The sequence below is a fragment of the Thiomicrospira pelophila DSM 1534 genome, from assembly GCF_000711195.1.
Lineage (GTDB): Bacteria > Pseudomonadota > Gammaproteobacteria > Thiomicrospirales > Thiomicrospiraceae > Thiomicrospira > Thiomicrospira pelophila.
Window position 1 is genome coordinate 615,115 of sequence record NZ_JOMR01000001.1, and the last position, 24,375, is coordinate 639,489.

Here is a 24,375-nt window from a genome sequence, read left to right on the forward strand (position 1 = left end):
TCAGCCTGAACCGCTAGAAGGATTTTTATGATTTTGCATCTCAGTGCCAACTCGCGTTTAAGTGCTCACCTAAAAGTCAGCTTTGCGCATCACTCAGATGCGCCAGTTGTCGCTACACCTTTAGTGATGACTTGGTCGCAATGGTGGGCTTTTTGGCAAGATCAAGCTTTATTAAGTGGCGAGTTAAGTTGGTCTTATGATCGTGTGATTAGTGCGTTTGAAGCCACTCATCAATGGTCTTTACTGTTAGAAAAACACTCGCCTACGCCTTTACTTAACTTGGCGGATACCGCCAAACAGCTTTACCAGGCCTGGTGCTTGTGGGTGGAGTATGGTGACTCGCAAATCTCGGCTGAATTGGAAATGGATAAAAGCCAAGAATGGCAATTGTTTAGTCTGTGTCGTGCCGACTACCAGGCCTGGTTGTCGGCACACAATTGGTTAGATGAAACCTTATTAATGCAACAGCGCTTGACTTGGTTTAAACAAGGGTTAGGTGAGTGTCCGAGCCAAATTAATTGGCAGGGTTTTGATAAGTTAACTCCATTTATGAATGCCTGGTGGTCGGCTTGTGAGGCGCGAGGCGCAAGTTTGACTAACCAAAGTCTTAGCTCGCTTAAGGATCAAGAAGCCGGTTTGGCGGCTGAGCCGAGCCGCCAAGTCGCGGTTTACAGCGCCGCCGATCCGCGTGATGAAGCGCAACAAGTCGCGGCTTTTTGTGTCGCGCACCTCAGTCAAGCTTTGCAACAGTTTAAGCCGTTGGATCAAGTTCGGATCGGTGTGGTCGCGCCTAATTTAGAAGACGTGAAAGCGTCCTTGAGTTATTGGTTGGACGATCAATTGTTTCAGCAGTTTGAGCCTCACCCCATTTTAGCGGAACATTCAACCGATCGACTTTACAATATCTCGCTCGGCACCGCTTTAAGTCGTTTACCTTATATTCAGTTTATTCAACAAACGTTAAGTATGGCTTTTAATCCACATAAATCGCTGGCATTTGAAGACTTTAGCCAATGGTTGATTTCGCCTTTTTGTGTCGGAGATCAAAGCCAACGCCATGCGTTAGACCGAAGTTTAAGACGTTTGCAATGGGCTTGGGTTAAGTGGCCGGAACTGGTCGCGCAAACTGAATCTGAGCGCTTAAACTGGCCGAAAAATTTAGCCAAGTTTCTAGAGGCTTTAACCGCCCTTAAGTTTAAGTCAACCGGCTCTTTAAATCAGTTTGTCGAGCAGGTTCAAACCTGTTTGGATAGTTTGGGCGCGTTTCGTCAAACCAGTCTGAGTTCGGATTTGTTTCAGCAACACGAAAAATTCATCGATAGTCTCGCCCAGTTTGCCAGCTTACAAGGTTTGCAAGGCCGGTTGAATATGGCGGAATGGTTGGGTTTATGGCAACGTTTTTGCAGTCAAACTTTGCACCAGGCACAAAGTACTTGGGTTCAACCGATCCAAGTAATGGGGATGTTAGAAGCTGGTGGCCAAGATTTTGATGCCTTATGGGTGATGGGCTTGGATGACGAAGCTTGGCCAAGACCCGCTCAGCCGAATGCCTTTTTGCCTTTGCGTTGGCAGCGTCAAAATCAATTGCCGCGCTGCGATGCCAGCCGCGAACTCGACTATGCTCGGCGTTTAACCACGCGCTTAGCCCAAAGTGCCGAGCAGGTGGTCATGAGTTACGCTAAACAAAAAGGCGAGGCGATGTCCATGCCCAGCCCTTTAATTAATGTGGAACATTGGCCGAGTTATCAGGCGTTAAATGTGTATTCCACTGCTCACCAGGCCTGGTGCTTGCGCCCAGCTTGCGACATGCAGGAGGATTTTAAAGCCCCGCAAATCAACGCTGGTGTGTTAGTGCCGGGTGGTTCGGGCATGTTAAGTGCGCAAATGAAATGTCCATTAATGGCGTTTATGGATTATCGGCTGGGGGCAAAATACGGTTTGGAATCGGTCGAAGATGGTTTGGCGAGTACCGACCAGGGCTCGATTATGCACTCAGTTTTGGAGCATTTTTGGCAACAAACCAAGACTCAGGTGTCGTTAATTTCGCTGGATGACACGGCTTTAACCGAACGGTTGAAAACCCTGTTGGATGCGGAGTTTGAACCGCTCGAAAAACGTTTTTCGCCCAGCTACGTGGCGCTCGAAAAAGCGCGGATGTTAGGTGTGCTGCAAGATTGGATGGCGTTGGAAAAAAATCGTCCCACCGCTTTTGAAGTCGTGGCCACCGAACAAGGGTTGGAGTTGGAAATTGCGCAGATTAAATTTCGCATTTCGATAGACCGGATTGATGCCACTGAAATAGGTCGAGTCTTAATCGACTACAAAACCGGCCAGGCCAGTTTGAATGATTTGTTGAAAGAACCGATTCGTGCGCCTCAGCTCGCGGTGTATTTATTGGCGGTAGCCAGTAAGGAACAAGCTGAGGTTGCGGGCTTGGGTTATGGTTTATTAAGTTCCGACAAAGGTGTGCGCTGGAGCTTGATTAGCGAAGATACCGACTTGATTGGCAAGGGTGAGCGCGCTTGGAGCCGCATTTCACAAAAGGGTGACTGGTTGGATGTGAGTTGGCCGGAATTCTTGGATTTTCTACAAAATCAAGTGACTCAGTTAGCGCAAGACGTCAAACAGGGTTTTGCGCCTATGTGGTATGAGAAAGACTCCGATTTAGTCTATTCGCCGAGTTTACTAGCGTTACGTGTGCCTGAGGTGAAATCTCAAATCGGTGAATTGGACAACAATGGTGAAGCCGAGGAAGCCAGCGCATGAGTATTCAGAACCCGTGGAATCCGAATTTAAAGTTGGATGCAGAATTAAGCGATGGCACTCAGCGTTTAGAAGCAATTGATCCAACACGATCATTTATTGTGCAAGCCCCGGCTGGTTCGGGCAAAACCGCCTTGTTAACCCAGCGTTTTTTATCGCTATTAAGTCGCGTCGAATCGCCTGAACAAATTGTGGCGATGACCTTTACCAAAAAGGCCGCCGCTGAGATGCGCGAACGTGTTTTGGGGGCGTTAAAAATTGGCTTACTCAATGAGCCGGTCAGTTCAGAGGCTTACGATTACAACACATGGCAACTCGCGCGTTTGGTGTTGAAACGAGATGAGCAGCAGGCCTGGCGATTGCTCGATAACCCTAATCGTCTAAGAATTCGTACGCTGGATTCAATGAATGGGTATTTGGTGCAGCAAATGCCATTTTTATCCAAGCTAGGTACGCAGCCACGTTTAAATGAAAACAACGACGCGTTATATATCGAAGCGGTGCGCGCAGTATTGAGATCCGATGCGGTGCAACAAGAAACCGCCGCTTTGCTTAGCTTGGTCAATGGGCGCTACGCACGCGCCGAAAACCTGTTGGTTAGCATGTTAAAAAAACGCGATCAGTGGATGCGTTTAATTTTAAGTGCCGGTGGGCGAGAAGCGATGCAAGCGGCACTGGCCCAACTGGTGCAGGCCGAACTTGCTCAAGCCAGCATGAAGCTTGGCCCGCTGTTAGAAACTGGCGCAGCGTTACCGGAGCTAGCGGCTTATGCCTTATCGAATAAACCCGAACTTGAACTAAGCCAGCTAGCCAAAGCCAATTGGCCGTTAAATGCTGATTTATCCCATATTGCGGCTTGGCGTGAGCTGGCGGGTTTTGTTTTGACCAAAGACTCAAAAGTGCGCAAAACGGTAACGGTTGCAAATGGTTTCCCGACCAGCGACAAAGCTAAAAAAGAACAAATGTTGGATGTATTGGCGGATATAAGCGCGCGTTTAAATAGCGAATCCATTCAAGCCTTAGCCAGCTTAAGTCGCCTACCTGATCCTTATTATTCCGACAGCCAATGGCAAGCGTTGGAGCATGTGATTACTTTGCTCAAACATGCGGTTGCACATTTAACCCTGGTGTTTAAAAGCGCTGGCCAGGCCGATTTTATTGAGATAGCGCAAGCCGCCGCCCAAGCCTTGGGAGACGAAGACAGCCCGACCGATTTGGCGTTGCAGTTAGACTATCAACTCCAGCATTTATTGATTGATGAATTTCAAGATACCAGTGTCGCGCAGTTTGATTTGTTAAAGAAATTACTGCGCGGCTGGCAAGTCGATGATGGTCGTACACTGTTTATTGTGGGTGACCCAATGCAATCGATTTATCGGTTTCGCGAAGCCGAAGTCGGCAACTTTTTACAAGCCTGGCAGGGCGAGGCGTTACCGGTTACTTTAAAACCGCTGAATCTGACGATTAACTTTCGTTCTAACGCGAGTTTGGTGCGCTGGTTTAATGACACTTTTAAACAGGTGTTTCCCGCGCAAAACCAATTGGTGTTGGGGGCGGTTAAATACGAACAGGCACAAGCATCACCCAAGGCGGTGAAGCACGATCAATCGCAAACGGCCGTGTTTAGTCACTGGGCCATCAACCAAACCCCACAAGCGGAAGTGGATGAGATGGTGACACTGATTCAGCAAAAGCTGAACAGTTTTGCTCAAGATGAAAATGCCAAAAGCATTGCAATTTTAGGTCGTTCGCGCTCGCATTTAGCGCGTTTGGCGCTGGGGTTAAAACAGCAAAATATCGCATTTCGTGCAGTGGAGCTAGAATCCTTAAATGAACGCCAAGAAATTCAAGATTTGTTAGCCTTGAGTCGGGCTTTGCTGCACGCAAGCGACCGGGGGGCTTGGTTGGCCTTATTACGAGCGCCTTTTATTGGGCTGGATTTGGCCGATTTATATGCCTTATGTGGCGAAGACAAAACCAAGCTTTATGCGCCCTTAACGCAACTTCTCAGCGACCACCAGGCCTGGTCAAACTTAAGCCAAACGGGTCAAACGCGCTTGCACCAGGCCTGGTTGGTATTAAATAAAACCTTGCAACAGCTAGGTTCGCAACCTTTCTCGCGTTTGGTGCACCAGGCCTGGTTGTCGCTGGGCGGGCCTTTATCGTTAGATTCTGAGGTCGAGCTCGAAAACACACAAGCCTTTTTTGAAGGTTTGGCGCAATGGGATGGTGAGGTGCTAAATCAAACCAAACTGGATGACTGGGTGACCAAGCTTTATGCCAGCGGTGACAGTTCCGCGCCTGCGCAACGTGTGCAGTTAATGACTATGCACAAATCAAAAGGCTTGCAGTTTGACACGGTAATTTTGCCCTCATTAGGCAAAAAGCCGCGTTCGGATGACAAAGCGCTTGTCAGTTGGTTGGAATTTGCTTGCGATCAGTGCGATGGCCTGGTGCTTGCTCCGTTAGATCAAAAAGGTGAGGCGAGCTCGCCGCTTAATCAACTAATCGGCCAAGTGGAGCAACAAAAACAAAGCCTTGAAGATGCGCGCTTGTTGTATGTCGCGGCCACGCGCGCCGAATCGGAATTGCATTTATTTGGTTCGGTGAATTTAAGTCTGAGCCAATTTAGAAAACAACCAGAGCTCGAAACCACGGCTTTAGAAGCCCCCGACCCGCAAGCCAAAAGTTTGTTAGTGCCGTTATGGACAGTGGTGAAACCAGCCTTTACAAGCTTAGTTGAGCTAGAATTTGAGCGGCTAGAAACGCAACAAGATATTGGCGACACAGGACTGGAGACCGCTGAAAGATTGATTCCAAAAGTCAAACGTCTGCCCTTGGCCAGTGTTGATCCAGCCGCTTGGCGCGCTAAAAACTTACTGTCGTTAAACAAACATAAGGGGCGAGTCGAGTCCACCATTACTGGAGTGGGGCTGGATGATAGCTCGTTAGACCCAGAATCAACGCAAGATAAAGCGAGCGCTTTTTGGGCTGGTTTAACCGCGCGTAAAGTAGGCGATTTAGTGCACGCGCTATTAGAACAAGTCGTTAAACAAGGCTTCCAGGCCTGGTCGTTACATAGAGTGAGTGAATCCGGCGCGTTGTATCGCCAAATTTTATCTCAAGCCGGTGTGCGTGATGCCGACTTGGATCATGCGGTTGAGCGAGTACAAAACTCGATGAAAAACGCACTTAATCACCCCAAAATGCAGTGGGCACTGAATTACCAATTAGAAGAATCTGCCACCGAATTAGCCCTGACATCTAAATTTGATGTAATTGAAAATCATGTGGTCGACCGAACCTTTGTCGCCGATGGCGTGCGTTGGATTATTGATTATAAAACCAGTCGAGATTGCTCAGTGGAACGAGCAAGTTATTTGCAAACCCTGGTTGACCAATACAGACCACAACTGGCGCGATATGCCGCTTTGTTTAAGGCGCTTGAACAACGGCCACAAAAATGGGTGTTGTATTTTACCGACATGGATGAGTGGGTTGAGGTGGCTGAGTAAGTAGAGGGCGCCGCACAGGTTCGCTTGTATAAAAATTATTATGCCTTATATCAATACTTTTATCGCATTAGTTTGGTGTTTCATCTGTTTTGTCTTATGGAAGTCTGCTAGATTAAGCAAGTTGTATTAGTATGTATAAATATTATAAAAGCAGATACCAAGATGGCGCCAACCAACCGTTCAACGGAACAGACATCACAAGAGCCGCTCGGCATGCCTGAAAAGCGCAAATATCCGCGCTTTCAGCGTACCTTTACTGTTACGCTGAATGGGGTGTCATTTAGTGGTTACGATATTTCGTTAGAAGGCGTGTCTTTTAGTACCACTGAAACTATTGAGACGATTCGCAAAGGCCGGCTGTATGCCAATGTGCAAATCTTATCTCAGCAGGGGATGACCTATCGGATTGCGGCTTTAGTGATTAGCTCTGTAAGGCAGCGCGATGAAATCACTTTTTATGGTGCACGAATTGTTAACTTAGATGATGCCTTGCGTCCGATGCATGAGCAGTTGGTATTTGATAAGTTCGATGTCGATAGCCTTTTAACCCATACTTGCGTGCCCGACAAAGCCAAGATGTCGGAGCACTTAGAAAGCCGACTCAATGAAGCCATTAAGTTGTTGCAAAATGTGTATGTCGATCATCTGCCACCTGAGTTGATTATGGTGCGTGATGAACTTAATTGTTTGCACCCTAATCTGGCTAAAATCGAAGTCTTAATTAAGCGCAATCCAGAAGTACTGGCGATTTTTATTAAAATTGCGCGCCTGGCTTATCCCAAAAAATCGATTGATCAACTGATGAAAATTGGCACCATCTTAAAGTTGATTGGTATTGATCAAGTCTACGATTTATTTGTGTCCGCGATAATGATCCGCTTTCATGAAAATAATCCACTTGAATACAATATTATGATGCACGGCATGAATGCGGGGTTAGCGGCCGCTGAACTGTCCGATAGTATTGAAGGGATTAGTCGCTCAGAAGCGTATTTGGCTGGATTGATGCAAAATATTGGGGCGGTTTTTTTATCGAAAGTAGATCCGGAAGCTTACAAATACATTTTTAGAAAATCACTATCTTTGCCTTATACCGCCTATGATCAAGAGTTGGTCACTTTTAATACCTCGCATTGCGAAGTTGGGGTGGTCATTGCTAAAAAGTGGCAAATGGAACCGGAGGTTTATAAAGGTATTCTGTTGCACCATTCACGTCACATTAGCTCAGAAATCAAGCAAACTCATAACAAAATATGCAACATGGGTTTATTGATGATGTTAAGTGATTATGTTGCTTGTTCGGCGATGGGAAAAAATTATGTCAGTGATGAACTTAAAAGCTCACGCGACTATGCACTATCGCACTTAACCGTAGATGAAAAAAATGTACGTTCAGCTTATAAAATTGTGATGACCTCAGGCAATAAACTTCCCTATCTCAGCCACTTTTAACACTGATCTAATGACCCGTACTGAAAAACCGCGTCTCGTTTGATGCTTATATGCGCAAAACTTTCACAACTTAAGCTTGATAATCCAAGTCGACCCTCTAGAATAGCTACTAATTAATTGTACGAACGATAGCACCAGGCCTGGTGCTTTACGAACCCGATCCAACCAAATAAAGGAAATCTATGTTAGGTGATTATTTCGCCCAATGGCTAAATGCGATCAATCTGTATCCAAGTTGGCAAGCGCCCCTGGTGTTAGGGTTGACCCTAAGCAGTATGCTGCTGTTTGTTTTATTGAGTTTTTATATCTCGCGCCGAGTATTAAAACCGCTTATCAAACGTACTATTGAACGCATGAATGGAATTACTCTGGAAGCTACCAGGCTTGAGCGCCACGCCTTATCAAGCCATATCGCCCATCTAGTGCCCGCTGTTTTGTTGATTGTTTTGGTGTCGTTTTTCTTTGGTACTTGGCCACCGCTGGAGTTGATTGCCGCTAAAGTCACCTGGTTGTATTTGTATGTATATATTGGTTTGACCATTGCGGCGCTAATTAACTTGATGACCGCCATTTATGCCTTGCACTATGAATCCTCTAACTTGCCTTATAAGGTGGTTTCACAGTTGCTGAAATTGGTAATTTTCGTTGTTGTCATGATTTTATCCATCAGCACCATAATCGGTTCATCACCGGCCTTTTTGTTGAGTGGTTTGGGGGCGTTAACGGCGGTCCTATTATTGGTATTTCGTGATGCAATTTTGGGGTTTGTGGCCAGTATCCAAATTGCCGCAAACCGAATGGTTGCCAAAGGTGATTGGATTGAAATGCCTAAATATGGGGCCGACGGCAATGTGATCGAAGTGGCCTTAACCACAGTTAAGGTGCGCAACTGGGATAACACGGTAACGACTTTGCCCACTTATGCTTTGATTTCGGATTCGTTCAAAAACTGGCGCGCCATGAAAGAATCGGGCGGGCGGCGGATTAAACGGTCGATTTTATTGGATATACATACGGTGCGTTTTGTGGATGCTGACGAAATGCAACGTTTTAAAGCCGAGCCCAGTTTGCAACGCTTTTTTACAGAACAAGAGTTTGTTGATATCACTCAACCGGATTTGACCAACTCGGCGCTATTTCGTGGTTACATAGAGTGGGTATTGCATAACCATCCACAAATTAATCAGAATTTAATGGTGATGGCACGTCAACTGCAACCAACTGAGGTGGGCTTACCAATAGAGATATATTGTTTTAGTATGGATAAAAACTGGTTGAACTACGAAAAAATTCAGTCAGATATTTTTGACAAATTACTCGCGATTTTACCGAAGTTTGATTTATCGGCTTTCCAAAGAATTGGTAGCAGTAAAAATGCTAGTGATTTACTTGGCTAGTCAGCCCGCTTAATAGCAAAATCATAAAAGAGGGAATCCTATGGCCACATATAAATACATTCGTTTTTTTGAGGAACTGGGGATTGACGATATTCCTTTAGTGGGCGGCAAAAATGCCTCACTAGGGGAGATGTACCAAACCCTTGTGCCTAATGGTGTGCCAGTCCCCAATGGTTTCGCAATTACCGCCGACGCTTATCGTTATGTGCTTGAAGCTAATGGTATTTGGGCGGAGTTAAAAGAACTGATTGGCGGCTTGACTGGCCATGTGACTGATCTGAGTCAGCGCGGCTTAAAAGTGCGGCAGTTAATTTATAAGGCTGAGTTACCGAAAGATCTGGTGGATGAAATTTTAGCCGCTTACGCCGATTTACGTCAGCAAAGTGGCGGGCAGATTAGTTTGGCGGTGCGCAGCTCGGCCACGGCGGAAGATTTGCCGACCGCCAGCTTTGCCGGCCAGCAAGACACCTATTTAAATATCCGGGGCGATGCCGATTTTTTAGATGCTTGTAAACGCTGTTTCGCAAGTTTGTTTACGGATCGTGCGATTCATTATCGGATTGACCAGGGTTTTGATCATTTTTCAGTCGCCTTGTCGATTGGTGTGCAACAAATGGTGCGCTCTGACTTGGCGTCATCTGGCGTAATGTTCTCAATTGATACTGAAACCGGCTTTAAGGATGTGGTGTTTATCACTGGCGCATTTGGTTTGGGTGAAAATGTGGTGCAAGGCTCGGTCGATCCGGACGAATTTTTTGTACATAAACCCACTTTTAGAAAGGAGCATCGTGCGATTTTAAAGCGCCATTTAGGTTCCAAAAAAATCAAAATGGTCTATTCCAGCGGCCACACCAAAGACTCGGTTAAAAACGTGCCCACCGTCAAAACCGAACGCAGCCGTTTTTGTATTAATGACCAAGAAGCGCTAAAACTGGCGGAATACGCGATCAAAATTGAAGATCATTATTCTAAGCAAGCGGGTTATGTCAAACCCATGGATATGGAGTGGGCCAAAGACGGCTTAACCGGGGAATTATTTATTGTGCAGGCACGTCCAGAAACCGTGGCGTCGCAAGTGGTCGGTCAAATATTAAAAACTTATGAACTCACAGCCAAAGATAAACAAACCTTAGTGACTGGGCGAGCGGTGGGCGCCAAAATCGGCGTCGGTCGGGTACGCGTGATTGAATCGGTCGATAAGTTGCATGAGTTTAAACCAGGCGAAGTATTAGTCAGCGATACCACCACACCTGATTGGGAACCGGTAATGAAAATCGCTTCAGCGATTATTACCAACCGAGGTGGGCGAACCTGTCACGCGGCGATTATCTCACGTGAACTCGGCATCCCTGCCGTAGTCGGTTGTGATGTTGCGACCGAAAAGCTTAGAACTGGCGATTTGGTGACGGTGTCCTGCGCCGAAGGTGAGACCGGTTATATTTATGCCGGTGAATTGGATTATAAAACTCATGAAACCGATTTATCTGACTTAGCCAAACCCAAAACGGATGTGATGCTGAACTTGGGTAATCCAGACTTGGCTTTCCAAAACAGCTTTTTGCCCGTGGCGGGTGTTGGCTTGGCGCGCATGGAGTTCATTATTAACGAAAGCATTAAGGTGCATCCACAAGCCTTGCTTTACCCTAAACGCATTGAAAATGATGCGGTGCGTCAGCAGGTAGCGGATCTAATTAAAGGCTATGAGAATGGCCAAGCCTACTTTGTGCAAAAGCTTTCAGAAGGTATTGGCACGATTGGCGCCGCATTTTATCCGCGTCCGGTTGTAGTGCGCATGTCGGATTTTAAATCAAATGAATACGCTTCGCTTTTAGCGGGTGAATACTTCGAACAGAAAGAAGAAAACCCGATGATCGGTTATCGTGGCGCGGCACGTTATATTGATACCGACTATCAGTCCAGTTTTGCGTTGGAATGCGCGGCGATCAAACGTGTGCGTGACACCATGGGCTTGGACAATGTAATTGTGATGATTCCATTTTGTCGTCGTGTCAATGAAGCCGAGCAGGTCATTGAGGTGATGTCACGATATGGTTTGAAGCGCGGTGAAAACGGCTTGCAGGTTTATATGATGTGCGAGATTCCAAACAATGTATTGTTAATTGACCAGTTCGCCGAATTTTTTGATGGTTTCTCCATCGGCAGCAATGATTTAACCCAGTTGGTGTTGGGTGTCGATCGTGACTCGGCCAAAGTCGCCTCGTCTTATGATGAACGCGATGAAGGCGTCAAAATGATGATCAAATGGGCGGTAGAAGGCGCTAAACGCAACCACAAACATATAGGTTTGTGCGGTCAGGCACCGTCCGATTACCCTGAGATGGCGGAGTTTTTAGTAGATATCGGAATTGAGACCATGAGTTTAAATCCCGATTCAGTGCTCAAAACCATTCCTCTGATTCTGCAAAAAGAGCAAGCAAAACGCCAAGTATAAAGCGGATACAGCCATTCGTATTAAAGTGAAAGATTTGGTATTTTTGCAGTCACAGAGGTTTTTTAGTTTGCTCAGAATGACTAGACTGACTTTACAAACACGACCACCAGGCCTGGTACTTAGCGATGAGTCACCAGACCTGGTGGTTTTTTATTTTTTAGGGCACGGTTTTATGCTAAACTACGCGGCTATTTTTCGGTTGCTTTATTGGGTGTAACTGCCTGTTTTTTAACACGAAACCTCACGTTTTATAAGGATAGCTATGACACAGACTTCTTCCGCTGAAAGCTTGATTAACGACTTAGCCATACCGACCGATTTAGCTAAATCGTTGGTAGGTGGTGGGTTATTGATTAAAACTTATGGCTGTCAGATGAATGAATACGACTCCGAAAAAATGGCGAACCTGCTCGAAAATACGCACGGTTTGCGTTTAGTCGATTCGGCAGAAGAAGCGGACGTTGTGTTGATGAATACCTGCTCGGTGCGCGAAAAAGCACAAGAAAAAGTGTTTGATGAGCTGGGTAAGTGGAAGAAGTGGAAAGCTGAAAAACCGCATCGTGTAATTGGTGTGGGCGGCTGCGTGGCCTCGCAAGAAGGTAAAGTGATTCGTAAACGCGCGCCTTATGTAGACGTGATTTTTGGCCCGCAAACCTTGCATCGATTGCCCGCGATGATTAATGATGCACTCGGTACACGCTCGGTACATGGCAAAGCCAAAGCGGTAATTGATATTTCTTTCCCGGAAATCGAAAAGTTTGATCATTTGGCGAAACCTGAGTCGTCTGGTGTATCGGCGTTTGTATCGGTGATGGAAGGTTGCTCAAAATATTGCACTTTTTGTGTGGTGCCTTATACGCGTGGTGAAGAAGTTAGCCGTCCGTTTGACGATGTATTGGCCGAAGTGCGTGCGTTGGCGGCGCAAGGTGTACGTGAAGTCAATCTGCTTGGTCAAAATGTAAATGCCTATCGTGGCAAAATGGCCGATGGCGATGTCGCAGATTTGGCGTTACTAATGCAAGCTGTGCGCAATATCGAAGGTATTGATCGAATTCGCTTTACCACTTCGCACCCTAATGAAATGTCGAACAATATTATCAATGCGTATGCTGAGCTTCCGGAATTAGTGTCGCATTTGCATTTGCCAATTCAGTCTGGTTCGGATCGAATTTTAGCGTTAATGAAACGTAATCATTTAGCTTTAGAGTATAAGTCGATTATCCGTAAAGTGCGCGCACATCGCCCCAACCTAAGTTTATCGGGTGACTTTATTATTGGCTTCCCTGGTGAAACCCAGGCCGATTTTGAAGCCACCATGAAATTGGTTGAAGAGCTGAAATACGACCGTTCCTTTAGCTTCATTTATAGCCCACGTCCAGGCACGCCAGCCGCCAGCTTGCCGGATGATGTGCCGATGGATGTCAAAAAACAGCGTTTATATGCCTTGCAGGAACTGTTAAACCAGCAAACGCTGGCACACAGCGAAGCCTTAATTGGCACGGTTCAGCGCGTGTTGGTGGAACGTTTGTCACGCAAATCGGATCGTGAGATGGCGGGGCGCACCGAATGTAACCGGGTTGTCAATTTCGTTGGCGATATAGATATGATCGGCACGTTTGTGGATGTGAAAATTCATGAGGCCTTAACCAATTCATTAAGGGGTGAGGTGGTGGCGACACCCGAAGCCGGTTTGGCTACGCCACAATTTTATGGCTTGTGATCGGCTCAGCTGAGTTTTACAATGAAAACGTTGACATTTAATATGTCTATTTTGCCTTTAATTAAAGTTGGTTAGCCTAATTTGACACAGACCCATTCGAGTTCAACCCCTTCGACTTTGCATACAATTCACTTTGAGCTAATGCCGGAGTCGAACGAACAGTTGCAGAGTTTCTGCGGTTGGCACAATCAGCACATCAGTCAAATGGAATTAAAACTGGGGGTGGAAATTAACCACCTGGGTTTTCAATTTCGCGTGACCGGTCAGTCGGATCGGCTAGTTAAAACCGAGCAGATGATCCGTGACTTGTATAGAGAGGCCGGTCAAAAAACCCTGTTACCCGCCGATGTTCATATGGCTTTGCAATCACAAGGCTTTGATCAAGCGCGCCCAGTCGATTACCAGCAAGCGATTGTCAAAGTACGTCGTAAACCCATCAAAACTCGCAATCCCAACCAATCTAACTATGTCACATTAGTGCAAGAAAAAGATGTTAACTTTGGGATTGGCCCGGCCGGAACGGGTAAAACCTATTTGGCGGTGGCCTGTGCGGTCGCCGCATTGGAAGCCGAACAGGTCAGACGCATTGTGTTAACACGTCCGGCGGTTGAAGCCGGTGAAAAACTAGGTTTTTTACCCGGCGATTTAAGTCAAAAGGTCGACCCTTATTTACGCCCACTTTATGATGCGTTGTTTGAAATGATGGGATTTGAAACGGTTGAACGCTTAATCGAAAAAAATGTGATTGAGATTGCCCCTTTAGCCTTTATGCGAGGTCGCACCTTAAACGAAGCTTTTATTATTTTGGATGAAGCCCAAAACACCACGGTGGAACAGATGAAAATGTTCTTAACCCGCATGGGGTTTGGTTCAAAATCGGTGATTACCGGCGACATCACACAATGCGATTTGCCGAAACACCAAAAGTCCGGTTTACGCGATGCGATTGAGGTATTGGCGGAAGTGGATGAAGTCGGCTTCACATTTTTTCAATCGCAAGATGTGGTGCGTCATAGTCTGGTTCAGCGTATTGTGCAAGCCTACGAAAGTCAGGGTCGTCCGATCAATTAAATGAGAGTGCTATGACCGAAGTCGAATTACAATGGGGAGCCCAGCAACAGGCAATGCCGACCGAGTCACAATGTCAGACTTGGGTAGAAGCCGCTTTGCAAAACGATTTAAGGCAGCGAGATGTCGCTATTACAATTAGAGTAGTGGACGCAGACGAAAGTAGACAGTTAAATCATGACTATCGTGGCAAAGATTATGCGACCAATGTATTGTCATTTGAGTTTGAGATACCACCAGGCCTGGTGCAACCCGATGATGAACCGGTTTATTTAGGCGATTTGGTGATCTGCGCTTCGGTGGTGATTGAAGAAGCCATGACGCAAGAAAAAACGCTCGAAGAACATTGGGCGCATATGGTGATTCATGGCACATTGCATTTGCAGGGCTTTGACCATATAGAAGAGGCTGAGGCCGAACAAATGGAAGCCTTAGAAACCCAAATTATGCAGCAACTTGGTTATGATGATCCCTATTAAGGGTTTCAAATAGCTGACTTAGCTATGCGCTTAGCGCGCAACAGAATTTCAACAACGGAGAGATAAAATCGTCATGAGTGACAGTGACAGTAGTAGCAGTGGTTCATCTTGGTTAGAACGCTTTACGCGTATGTTTTCGGATGAACCCGAAGATCGCGAAGACTTACTGGAAATTCTAAAAGAGGCTCAGAAGCAAGGTTTAATCGATAGTGATGCCTTGTTAATGATTCAGGGTGTGCTCGATGTATCGGAAACGCGGGTGCGCGATATCATGGTGCCGCGCCCTCAAGTTGATGTGATTGACGAATCTCAACCGCTCGAAGCCATCCTAAAAGAAATTGCTGAATCCGCGCACTCGCGCTACCCGGTGGTGTCAGAAAGCAAAGACGAAATCATCGGCGTGTTGTTGGCGAAAGATGTATTGCGTTTAATGGTGAAAGGTCAACTTAACGATAAAGACGATTTGCGAAGCATTTATCGCGAACCGGTATTTATCCCCGAAAGCAAACGCTTAAATGTCCTGTTACGTGAGTTTAAAACCAGTCATAACCACCTTGCATTGGTGGTGGATGAATACGCCGGACTCGCAGGCCTGGTGACGATTGAAGACGTGCTGGAACAAATCGTGGGCGAGATTGAAGACGAACACGATGAAGATGAAGAGCTTTATATCAAAGCCCAAGTAGGTGATTCGTTCGCAGTAAAAGCAATCACGCCTTTAAGTGACTTTTGTGAAGAGTTTGGCGTGGAATTTGAAAATGAATCCAACATTGAAACCCTAGGCGGTTTGGTTGCCACATCAATGGGGCATGTGCCGCAAAAAGGCGAAGAAATTGTGATGGAAGGCCTGTTATTTCGTGTACTTAAATCCGATAGCCGTCGCGTGCATTTATTCCAAGTTAAGCGCGTGGAAGATGAAGGAATCATTGATTAATGAAACGCAGTGCGCGACTTAAACAACTGCTGTGGCCGGATCGTTACGCCTTTTTAGCCGCGTTATTGGGTGGTTTAGCGGTTCTAGGTTTCGCGCCATTTGAGTTTTCGCCGGTTGCCTTGTTGGCGCTCGCTGGTTTGTTTTGGTTGTGGGGACGCTCAACCAGTCGTTCGCAAGCCTTTAAATATGGCTTATGGTTTGGCTTAGGCCAATTTGGCGTCGGCGCCAGCTGGTTATTTTCCAGTATCTATTTTTATTCCGACATTGGCTTAATTGGCTCGGTTCTAATGGTGGCCGGGTTTGTGTTTGTTTTAGCGCTGTTTCCGGCTTTTGCAGGGGCATTGGGGCGTTATTTCTATAATCCGAACCGGATTGGTTCCAGTCTTATTTGGGTATTCCCGGCCGCCTGGGTGCTGTTTGAATGGGTGCGTGCCAGCATACTCGGCGGTTTGCCGTTTATGTTAATGGGCACGTCTCATCTTGGCACCTGGCTGGATGGCTATGCGAGCGTGTTTGGTGTATTCGGTGTCAGTTTTGTGGTCGCCATCAGCGCTGGTTTAATGGTGTGGTTTGTGCAACACAAACAAACTTTACCGGCGGCTTTACTGATCGCGTTTATTTGGCCAATCGGTGGTGTATTGCAAAAAACTCAATGGGTTACGCCGGTAGATGAACCGATTGACGTCGCCTTGTTGCAAGGCAATTTTTCACAAGATCAGAAGTGGCAATCCGAACAGTTTGTTCCGATGATGCGTCGCTATGTCGGCATGACGCGTGCAAACTTGGATGCGGATTTGATTGTTTGGCCAGAAACCGCGATTCCAGGTTATTTTGATCGCGCCGCCGATACAGTTTTGCGTCAATTTATTGCGGATGCTCAATTGCAAAGCCGCGATATATTGGTCGGCACCATTTCACGTGAACCGGATGGTTCGCGTTATTATAATGCGATGATCAATTTGCGAGATCTTGAGCAAGAATACCGCAAACGTCATTTGGTGATGTTTGGGGAGTATTACCCGTTATCCGGTTTAATCGAGCCCTTGGCGCAAAAGTTGGGCTTCCCATTTTCGCAGTTCAGTGCGGCTGATCAACCGCAAAAACCACTAATCTTAGGCGGACAGCCTGCTGGTGTGTCGATTTGTTTTGAGATGATGTTTGGTGCCGAGTTGGCGCAAGATCTACCGCACGCTAAATATTTTATTACCACCAGCAATGATGCTTGGTTTGCGCACACGTTTGAACCGGCGCAATTGTTACAAGAGGCGCAAATGCGCGCGCGCGAACTTGGTCGCGAAATCGCACGCGCGACCAATACCGGCCATACCGCGATAATTGGTGTAGATGGTCAAATTAAAACTCGAATCCCTGCTTACGAAGCGGGCGTGTTGCGCGGTCAAGTGCAGCCTTATGAAGGTTTAACGCCTTATGCACGCTGGACCAATTGGCCTATCCTAATAATCGTATTTGGTATTTTTGGTTTTATCCTAGGCAAACGCTACGCCTACACCGGCAAAATCACGAATCCGTTTAATCGCAAACACTAACCAATACCACCAGGCCTGGTTGTTCAGTCAATCCGAATCGTTGCAAAGCCCTGATTTTCATACCCCATAATTGACAAGAAGGTATTGCCCACCAAGGTGATGCCGGGTAATAAATCTTCTTGGCTGAGATTGAAACGCCGAGTGGCGATTGCACAGGCTTCCATATGTACCCCATCAAGCTGTTGAATTTGTGCAATTCGGTCATGCAACATACGAACTTCAGCCGCGCGTTCGATGTCTAACTGATCCGTGTCACGACCAATCAAACCGGCTGCACCACCGCGAAACGCAAACACCATGTTTGGTTTTAAACCCTGGCGAACCATGTCTTGATGAGTTTCTTCAATGACATTTAAACGTGAAATCAGCCCCTGTGGGTTTGCAAGTGTGACATCCCAAAGAATTTTTGCTTTATCCATGCCGGCAATGGCGCGAGAATCGGTCGGTTTATCGGCAAGCACCAGGCCTGGTGGTTATTTCTGGTTAAGCGCGGCTTGTAGGCGCAACTTTAACAGTTCGATTTTGCTCGGGTCGGCGAGGGTAAGGGCTTTTTCAGTTAAGGTCGCCTCAATCGCTGGCCAATCGTTTTCAATAAACGCATCCATGCCTTTGCCCAAATCATTAAAGTAACCGGCGGTTTGCTCGACATCGGCTTTGAGCAAGTTTTGTAACTCTTCCAGCTCGTGTTCGGTTAAAACTTCGAGTTCGGCCCCTTTTTGTTCTATTTGACTGATCTCTTTACCCAACCAATGCAAGCTGCTGTCTTCGGCGTTTTTTAGGCGAAAAGTGAGCTTGTCGAGTAGGCTGTTATACGCGTTTTGAAATTTTTCGGATAGTGACATGGACAGTCTCCTTCTGTTCGGCTTGAAGAGGTTTAGAAACAGCTAATTGGTGGCAGAGTTACTTTGTTATAATGAGCCAATTCTAAAATTTTTCTATTTTAATCATACCGAAAACCCAGCAGGAAAACACAACAAGATGATCGCCGAATATCAACCTCAGTCGTTAGAAGCCGCCATTCAAAAAATCTGGCAAGATCAAAAAGTCTTTGAAGTCACCGAAGATCCGAGCAAAGAAAAATATTATTGCTTGTCGATGTTCCCTTACCCAAGCGGACGCTTGCATATGGGGCACGTACGTAACTACACGATTGGCGATGTGATTTCGCGTTACCAGCGCATGTTGGGCAAAAATGTGATGCAGCCAATGGGCTTTGATGCGTTTGGTTTACCAGCTGAAAACGCTGCGATGCAAAACAAGGTCGCGCCGGCCACTTGGACTTATTCCAACATGGATTACATGCGCAACCAGTTACAACAGTTAGGTTTAGGTTATGACTGGTCACGTGAGTTGGCGACTTGTTCACCAGATTATTATCGTTGGGAACAATGGTTGTTTACCAAGCTTTACGAAAAAGGTTTGGTATATCGTCAATTGTCAGTGGTGAACTGGGATCCTGTTGATCAAACTGTATTAGCGAACGAGCAGGTGATTGATGGCAAAGGCTGGCGTTCTGGTGCGCCGGTTGAGCGCAAAGAAATCGCTCAGTGGTTCTTAAAAATCACCGATTATGCCGACGAATTATTAAGTGACTTGGATAAGTTAGAAGGTTGGCCAGAGCAGGTTAAAACCATGCAGCGTAACTGGATTGGTAAGTCCACCGGGATGGAGGTGGCGTTTCCACTTGAAGGCCAAAATGAAACCCTTAAGGTTTATACCACTCGTCCAGATACTTTAATGGGTGTGTCTTATGTTGGGATTGCGTCCGATCATCCGCTCGCCAAACAAGCGGCTTTAATGAACGAACCGTTAGCGCAATTTATTGAAGAATGCTCACATATATCTACCGCTGAAGCTGACATGGAAACCATGGAGAAGAAGGGCGTGGATACCGGTTTACGTGTGCGCCATCCAGTGACGGATGAATTGGTACCCGTTTGGGTGGCCAACTTTGTGTTAATGGGTTACGGTACAGGGGCGGTGATGGCCGTACCGGCACACGATCAGCGCGATTATGAGTTTGCCAAAAAATACAACTTAGCGATCAAGCCGGTGATTCGCCCAGCGGATGCGAAAGACGTGGATGTGTCCGAACAGGCCTATACCGACAAAGGCGTGTTGTTTAACTCCGGCGAGCTGGACGGGCTGGATTTTGCTGCGGCGTTAGAGGCCTTAGCCAAGTTATTAGGCGACAAAAATTTGGGTCAAAAACAAACCAATTTCCGTTTACGCGACTGGGGCATTTCACGCCAGCGTTATTGGGGTTGCCCGATTCCGATGATTTACTGTGCCGATTGTGGGCCCGTACCGGTTCCAGAGCAGGATTTGCCAGTACGCTTGCCGGAAGATGTCGTGCCAGATGGCGCGGGTTCGCCGTTAGTTAAATTGGATTCTTTCCGTAATTGTACTTGCCCGAAATGCGGTGGCGAGGCGAAACGCGAAACCGATACCTTTGATACGTTTTTTGAATCCTCTTGGTATTACGCGCGTTACGCTTGTCCGGCGCAAAACGAAGCCATGTTGGACGAGCGCGCCAATTATTGGTTGCCGGTGGATCAATACATCGGAGGAATTGAGCACGCGATTTTGCATTTATTGTATGCGCGCTTCTTCCATAAGCTGATGCGTGATGTCGGCTTGGTGAATTCGGATGAGCCGTTTAAAAACCTATTAACCCAAGGCATGGTGTTAATGGATGGCGCGAAAATGTCGAAATCCAAGGGCAATACCGTCGATCCACAAGGTCTGATTGAACAATACGGTGCCGATACGGTGCGATTGTTCATTATGTTTGCCGCGCCGCCAGAGCAGAGTTTGGAGTGGTCGGATTCGGGTGTTGAAGGTGCGCACCGTTTCTTAAACCGTGTGTGGCGTTTAGTGCAGCAGCACGCCCAAGTTGGCCTGGTGCCAGCCAGCCAAAACAACGATGGCTTAAGCAAAGAGCAAAAAGCCTTGCGTTTAAAGCTGCACGAAACCCTACAAAAAGTCAGCGACGACATTGGCCGTCGTTTGCAGTTTAATACCGCCATCGCCGCTTGTATGGAGCTATTAAACAGCTTGGCGAAGTTTGAAGATGATAGCGAGCAAGGCCGTGCGGTGATGCAAGAAGCTTTGGAGACTTTGGTTTTGATGCTGTCGCCGATGGTGCCACATATTACCCAAACGCTTTGGGAAACCTTGCAACAACCAGGCCTGGTGCTTAACGTAACTTGGCCTAAGGTTGACGAGACCGCGTTGGTCAAAGATGAGATCGAGTTGATGGTGCAGGTGAATGGTAAGTTACGTGGCAAAATCAGCGTAGCGAAAGATTTAGACAAAGACGCGATTTTGGCGTTAGCCAAGGCCGATGAATCGGTCACCAAATTTATTAACGGCAAAGAGCTAGTCAAAGAAATTTTGGTGCCTGGGCGCTTGGTTAACTTAGTGGTAAAAGGCTAAAAACAACGAAAAGGCGGATTTATGTCTGTATTGTCACGTCGTACGTTATTAAATGGTTTATTCGCGGCCATCGCCGTTGGGGCAACGGGTTGCGGTTTTCGTTTACGAGGCACCGGCCCGCTTGCGGGTGCAAGCTATAAAACAGTGCAGTTGCTCGGGGACGAAAAAGTTCCCAGCGAACTCGTCAGCGCGTTACGTCAACAATGGCGTGGTTTGGGGGTTGAGTTAACTGATTCCATCTCGCAAGCCGACGTGGTGGTGCAATTGGGTGGCTATCAACGCAACATCAGCCGCACGGCCTTTTCCGCCACCGGCGAAACTACTTCAGAGCTGATTAAACTTAGCCAATCGTTTATTGCTTTCCGAGTCGAAGATGACACCGAAATCATCAACACCGAGGTCATGGCGTTGCGTGATCGTCAAACCGATCCAGCACAAAAGCTTGCGGCGGCACGTGAGTTGCAAGACATTGAACGTCAAATGCAACAAGATTTGGCGCGTCAGTTAATTGATCGGATCAACCGTACGTATCATCAATTGCCGGCCGTGGGTGAACAGAAGGATGAGAGTCAAGCCAAGCCCGCCATATCCAACGAGCAACCTCAATGATACTAGCGCCCGCTTTTTTAAAGCAGGTGGCGCAAGCTTCGTTGGCGATTCCGCCTGTGTTGCTGATTTATGGTGAAGAGCCACTTTATATTCGTCGCAGTACCGATGCGATTCGCCAATATTTGCGCGAACGCGGCTACGACCAGCGCGACCGCTTTGATGTGGATGCGCAATATGATTGGGGCGAACTGCAAATGGAAACCCAAACCGGCTCGTTATTTGCCGAGCGCCGTATCATCGAATTAAATTTACCTACCGGCAACCCCGGACAAGCGGGCACCGCTTTTATCCAGGCCTGGTGCAATCAAACACCGCAAGCCGAACCCGATATTGTTTTGGTGATTTATTGCGAACGTTTGGATTCGCGCCAAACCAAATCCAAATGGGTGAGCGCGATTGAAGCGGCCGGCTTGGTGGTGCAATCCAAACCCATCGAAATGCGCGAATTGCCACAGTGGTGCCAACATCAAGCGCAACGTTTAAATTTACAAATGGATCAAGATGCCGCGGCCTTACTCGCGGAACGGGTCGAAGGTAACTTATTAGCGGCGGATCAAGAACTGGAAAAGCTCGCCCTAATCAAACCCGCCGGCGAAACCGTTAGCTTGGTGGATATTGAAAACAGCGTAGTCGATCAAGCCCACTATCAACTATTTGCATTGAATAGCTTGATGTTGCTCGGCCAAGCTGCGCAGGCCTTGCATGTGCTACAACGTCTGCAACAAGAAGGCAGCGAAGCGCCAATCGTTTTGTGGCTGCTCACTAAAGAGCTACGCCAACTCATCGAACTCAGCCAAAAACAACACACCATGCCACTCGCTCAAGCCATGAAATCCATGCGAATCTGGTCAAGCAAACAAAACGAAGTCAGCCAAGCCTTACGCCGCCACAGCCAAGACCACTGGTCACAACTCCTCATGCAAGCCTACCAAATTGACCGCCAAATCAAAGGCACCAGGCCTGGTGATCCGTGGTTAGGTCTGTCGGATTTAGTCATGAAGATCGCCCGCTAAGATTTGAACCACGAAGAACACGAAGGCACGAAGGTTTAAACTCCCTCTCCCTCGATGTGGGAGGGCCGGGGTGTGAAGATGCCAACATACGTGTTTTAAGCAGGTTTGCTCAATGAACGTTATATGTCCAACAAATACGCTAGGATGATCGGAAAGTATCGTTCAATTTGTAACTTTAAGAGGGTGTTATGGAAAACGGTCAAATACTGGTTTACCTAGATCATAACGTACTAGATTTAATGACTAAGGGTGACCCTCTAAGAATCAAAAATATATTGAAAGAAAATGATCTTACCCCAGTCTATTCCAATGAATCACTGAAAGAAATTCAACGGTCAGTCGGTTATGTAGATAAATTTATAGATGTATTAGATGTAATCGAGGCCAAATATATTGAACCTATTTTGGATCGGGACTTTAAGCAAACTGGTCAAGCTAGGCTAAATGAAATATCACCAGAACTGTGTTATCGAAACTTTTTGGAAAACCAAAATAATAACGAATACGGCGATTTTGGAATTACTAAATTTCTTATGAAGTTCTATGGTGGACAGCAGGAAAGCTCTTTCTCAGATATTTTCGAACAAGGCGCTATTGACTTGCAAAAACATTTGAAAGAATTGTTAGTTGGCGTTGATTCGTTATCAGTAAATAAATCCGTTGATGTTGAATTACTTGAAAAGTTAATTGATGAATTGCCAGTATTGATGCAGGAGCTAACATCACCTATGGCAAAAGAGTTGGATGAACAAGAGTTATCGCCTGTCTCAGCATTCGAAACAGCAACTGCTTCTGGGGCTAAAGTGTTAAAAAATATAAATCCCCCTAATGTTATTGAAAAAATATGGCAAAAGTTATCTAAAGTCGATGGATTCTCAGGGGTTGATATGGATAGTTTTTTTGGTATAAGACCAGACAGTTTTGAGGTAAACCAAGATAGGGAAAGAACTATTCAGGAAAAAGTTAATGCGGTTTATCATCAGTTGAATATTATCGGATACTATCGAGACTCAAAAATGAAAAAAGACAGACGGTTCAGGGCTTCATTTAGTGATATGACTCATGCTGGAGTAGCTTCATTCTGCCATTGGTTTTTTTGTAAAGACGAAGATTTAGTTATGAAGGCTGCAGCTGCTTATGAATATATAGGCGTTCAAACGAAGATAGTACACTTTAAAGACAAATAAATGCTAAATTTTAAGCAGAATAATTAAAGTCAACCTGAGTTAGTTTAGTTTTCAAGGAGAACGACATGAAAGAGTCTTTAAAAACGCTGGTGTGGGATTTGCCTGTTAGGTTGTTTCATTGGTTGCTTGTAATCGGATTTTTTACGGCGGCGTTTATCTCTTTGGTGTTGGGGGATGACAGTGGTTTGTTTGCCTATCATGCAATTTTAGGTTTGATTATTGGCTTGATGGTTTTTATGCGGGTTATTTGGGGCTTTGTTGGGTCTCGATATGCTCGATTTTCATCTTTTACATATGGTCCTAAGTCAGTGCTTCAGTATATTGGTGGTGCCTTGATTGGCCGGGATACACGTCATGTTGGGCATAATCCGGCCGGTGCGTGGGCTATATTTGCCATGCTGGGTTTGCTTGTTGGACTGGTGTTGAGCGGTTTGTTAATGGGTCTTGGACTTGAGTTTATTGAAGATATTCATGAGTTGTTTGCTTACGCAATGCTTGCGGTGGTTGCGGTACATATTTTGGGTGTGATTGCGCATGTTGTGCGTCACCGCGAAAATATTGTGGCGAGCATGTACCATGGTCGCAAAGCCGTGGATGAGAAAGAAGGCATTAAGTCACCGCATTTTGTGGCGGCTTTTGTTTTTTGTGTTGTTTGCGTTAGCTGGGGTTATGGACTGTTTGCGAATTTCGATGCAGCAACTCAGACCACAAAGTTGCCATTAGTCGGTTGGACAGTGCAAGTGGGTGAAGTAGAACATGAGCATGACGATCACGACGACGATCATTAATTTTATAGAACCT

General features: G+C 46.4%; 17 protein-coding genes. 15 read left to right on the forward strand and 2 right to left on the reverse strand.

The features are described from left to right. Positions 1 to 27: 27 nt before the first annotated feature. The 10 genes from N746_RS0102950 (at position 28) to lnt (ending at position 17,327) form a co-directional block, all read left to right on the forward strand. Positions 28 to 2,766, forward strand: a complete 2,739-nt coding sequence (locus tag N746_RS0102950; RefSeq protein ID WP_029933872.1) for a PD-(D/E)XK nuclease family protein — start codon at positions 28 to 30, stop codon at positions 2,764 to 2,766. Then, complete coding sequence (locus tag N746_RS0102955; RefSeq protein WP_029933873.1) at positions 2,763 to 6,278, forward strand: UvrD-helicase domain-containing protein; 3,516 nt, start codon at positions 2,763 to 2,765, stop codon at positions 6,276 to 6,278. The genes N746_RS0102950 and N746_RS0102955 overlap by 4 nt, the downstream gene beginning before the upstream one ends. A gap of 162 nt (positions 6,279 to 6,440) precedes the next feature. After that, positions 6,441 to 7,730: an HDOD domain-containing protein gene (locus tag N746_RS0102960; RefSeq protein ID WP_029933874.1), complete on the forward strand. Its 1,290-nt coding sequence runs from the start codon at positions 6,441 to 6,443 to the stop codon at positions 7,728 to 7,730. 182 nt (positions 7,731 to 7,912) lie between these two features. Continuing rightward, positions 7,913 to 9,127 (forward strand): mechanosensitive ion channel family protein, encoded by a 1,215-nt coding sequence (locus N746_RS0102965; protein WP_029933875.1) that lies wholly within the window; start codon positions 7,913 to 7,915, stop codon positions 9,125 to 9,127. Between the two features lie 40 nt (positions 9,128 to 9,167). Continuing rightward, positions 9,168 to 11,579 carry a phosphoenolpyruvate synthase gene (ppsA, locus tag N746_RS0102970; protein ID WP_029933876.1) on the forward strand — a complete coding sequence of 804 codons (2,412 nt, stop codon included), beginning with the start codon at positions 9,168 to 9,170 and terminating at the stop codon, positions 11,577 to 11,579. A gap of 262 nt (positions 11,580 to 11,841) precedes the next feature. Continuing rightward, positions 11,842 to 13,299 (forward strand): tRNA (N6-isopentenyl adenosine(37)-C2)-methylthiotransferase MiaB, encoded by a 1,458-nt coding sequence (gene miaB / locus N746_RS0102975; protein ID WP_081835970.1) that lies wholly within the window; start codon positions 11,842 to 11,844, stop codon positions 13,297 to 13,299. Between the two features lie 141 nt (positions 13,300 to 13,440). Then, a complete protein-coding gene (locus N746_RS0102980; protein ID WP_051678479.1) occupies positions 13,441 to 14,370 on the forward strand; it encodes a PhoH family protein in 930 nt (309 codons plus the stop codon). Between the two features lie 11 nt (positions 14,371 to 14,381). Continuing rightward, positions 14,382 to 14,846: an rRNA maturation RNase YbeY gene (gene ybeY / locus N746_RS0102985; protein ID WP_029933879.1), complete on the forward strand. Its 465-nt coding sequence runs from the start codon at positions 14,382 to 14,384 to the stop codon at positions 14,844 to 14,846. Between the two features lie 73 nt (positions 14,847 to 14,919). After that, positions 14,920 to 15,780: a CorC family transporter gene (locus tag N746_RS0102990; protein ID WP_029933880.1), complete on the forward strand. Its 861-nt coding sequence runs from the start codon at positions 14,920 to 14,922 to the stop codon at positions 15,778 to 15,780. Next, positions 15,780 to 17,327: an apolipoprotein N-acyltransferase gene (gene lnt, locus N746_RS0102995; RefSeq protein ID WP_051678480.1), complete on the forward strand. Its 1,548-nt coding sequence runs from the start codon at positions 15,780 to 15,782 to the stop codon at positions 17,325 to 17,327. The genes N746_RS0102990 and lnt overlap by 1 nt, the downstream gene beginning before the upstream one ends. A 23-nt stretch (positions 17,328 to 17,350) precedes the next feature. On the opposite strand, the gene N746_RS0103000 is transcribed toward lnt, so the two are convergent. Then, positions 17,351 to 17,788: a DsrE family protein gene (locus N746_RS0103000; protein ID WP_245603323.1), complete on the reverse strand. Its 438-nt coding sequence runs from the start codon at positions 17,786 to 17,788 to the stop codon at positions 17,351 to 17,353. A gap of 12 nt (positions 17,789 to 17,800) precedes the next feature. Continuing rightward, on the reverse strand, positions 17,801 to 18,169 hold the full coding sequence (locus N746_RS0103005) for a zinc ribbon-containing protein (protein ID WP_029933883.1): 369 nt from the start codon (positions 18,167 to 18,169) through the stop codon (positions 17,801 to 17,803). Between the two features lie 136 nt (positions 18,170 to 18,305). Between N746_RS0103005 and leuS the strand changes: the two genes are divergently transcribed. From leuS to N746_RS10365, 5 genes are all read left to right on the forward strand, one after another. Further along, a complete protein-coding gene (leuS, locus tag N746_RS0103010) occupies positions 18,306 to 20,765 on the forward strand; it encodes a leucine--tRNA ligase (protein WP_029933884.1) in 2,460 nt (819 codons plus the stop codon). 21 nt (positions 20,766 to 20,786) lie between these two features. Then, positions 20,787 to 21,374, forward strand: a complete 588-nt coding sequence (locus tag N746_RS0103015) for an LPS-assembly lipoprotein LptE (protein WP_051678482.1) — start codon at positions 20,787 to 20,789, stop codon at positions 21,372 to 21,374. Further along, positions 21,371 to 22,387 (forward strand): DNA polymerase III subunit delta, encoded by a 1,017-nt coding sequence (gene holA / locus N746_RS0103020; protein ID WP_029933886.1) that lies wholly within the window; start codon positions 21,371 to 21,373, stop codon positions 22,385 to 22,387. Before N746_RS0103015 ends, holA begins: the two co-directional genes overlap by 4 nt. Positions 22,388 to 22,575: 188 nt before the next feature. Further along, positions 22,576 to 23,574: a hypothetical protein gene (locus N746_RS0103025; RefSeq protein WP_029933887.1), complete on the forward strand. Its 999-nt coding sequence runs from the start codon at positions 22,576 to 22,578 to the stop codon at positions 23,572 to 23,574. Between the two features lie 65 nt (positions 23,575 to 23,639). Beyond that, positions 23,640 to 24,362: a cytochrome b/b6 domain-containing protein gene (locus tag N746_RS10365; RefSeq protein WP_038125860.1), complete on the forward strand. Its 723-nt coding sequence runs from the start codon at positions 23,640 to 23,642 to the stop codon at positions 24,360 to 24,362. Positions 24,363 to 24,375: the final 13 nt, after the last annotated feature.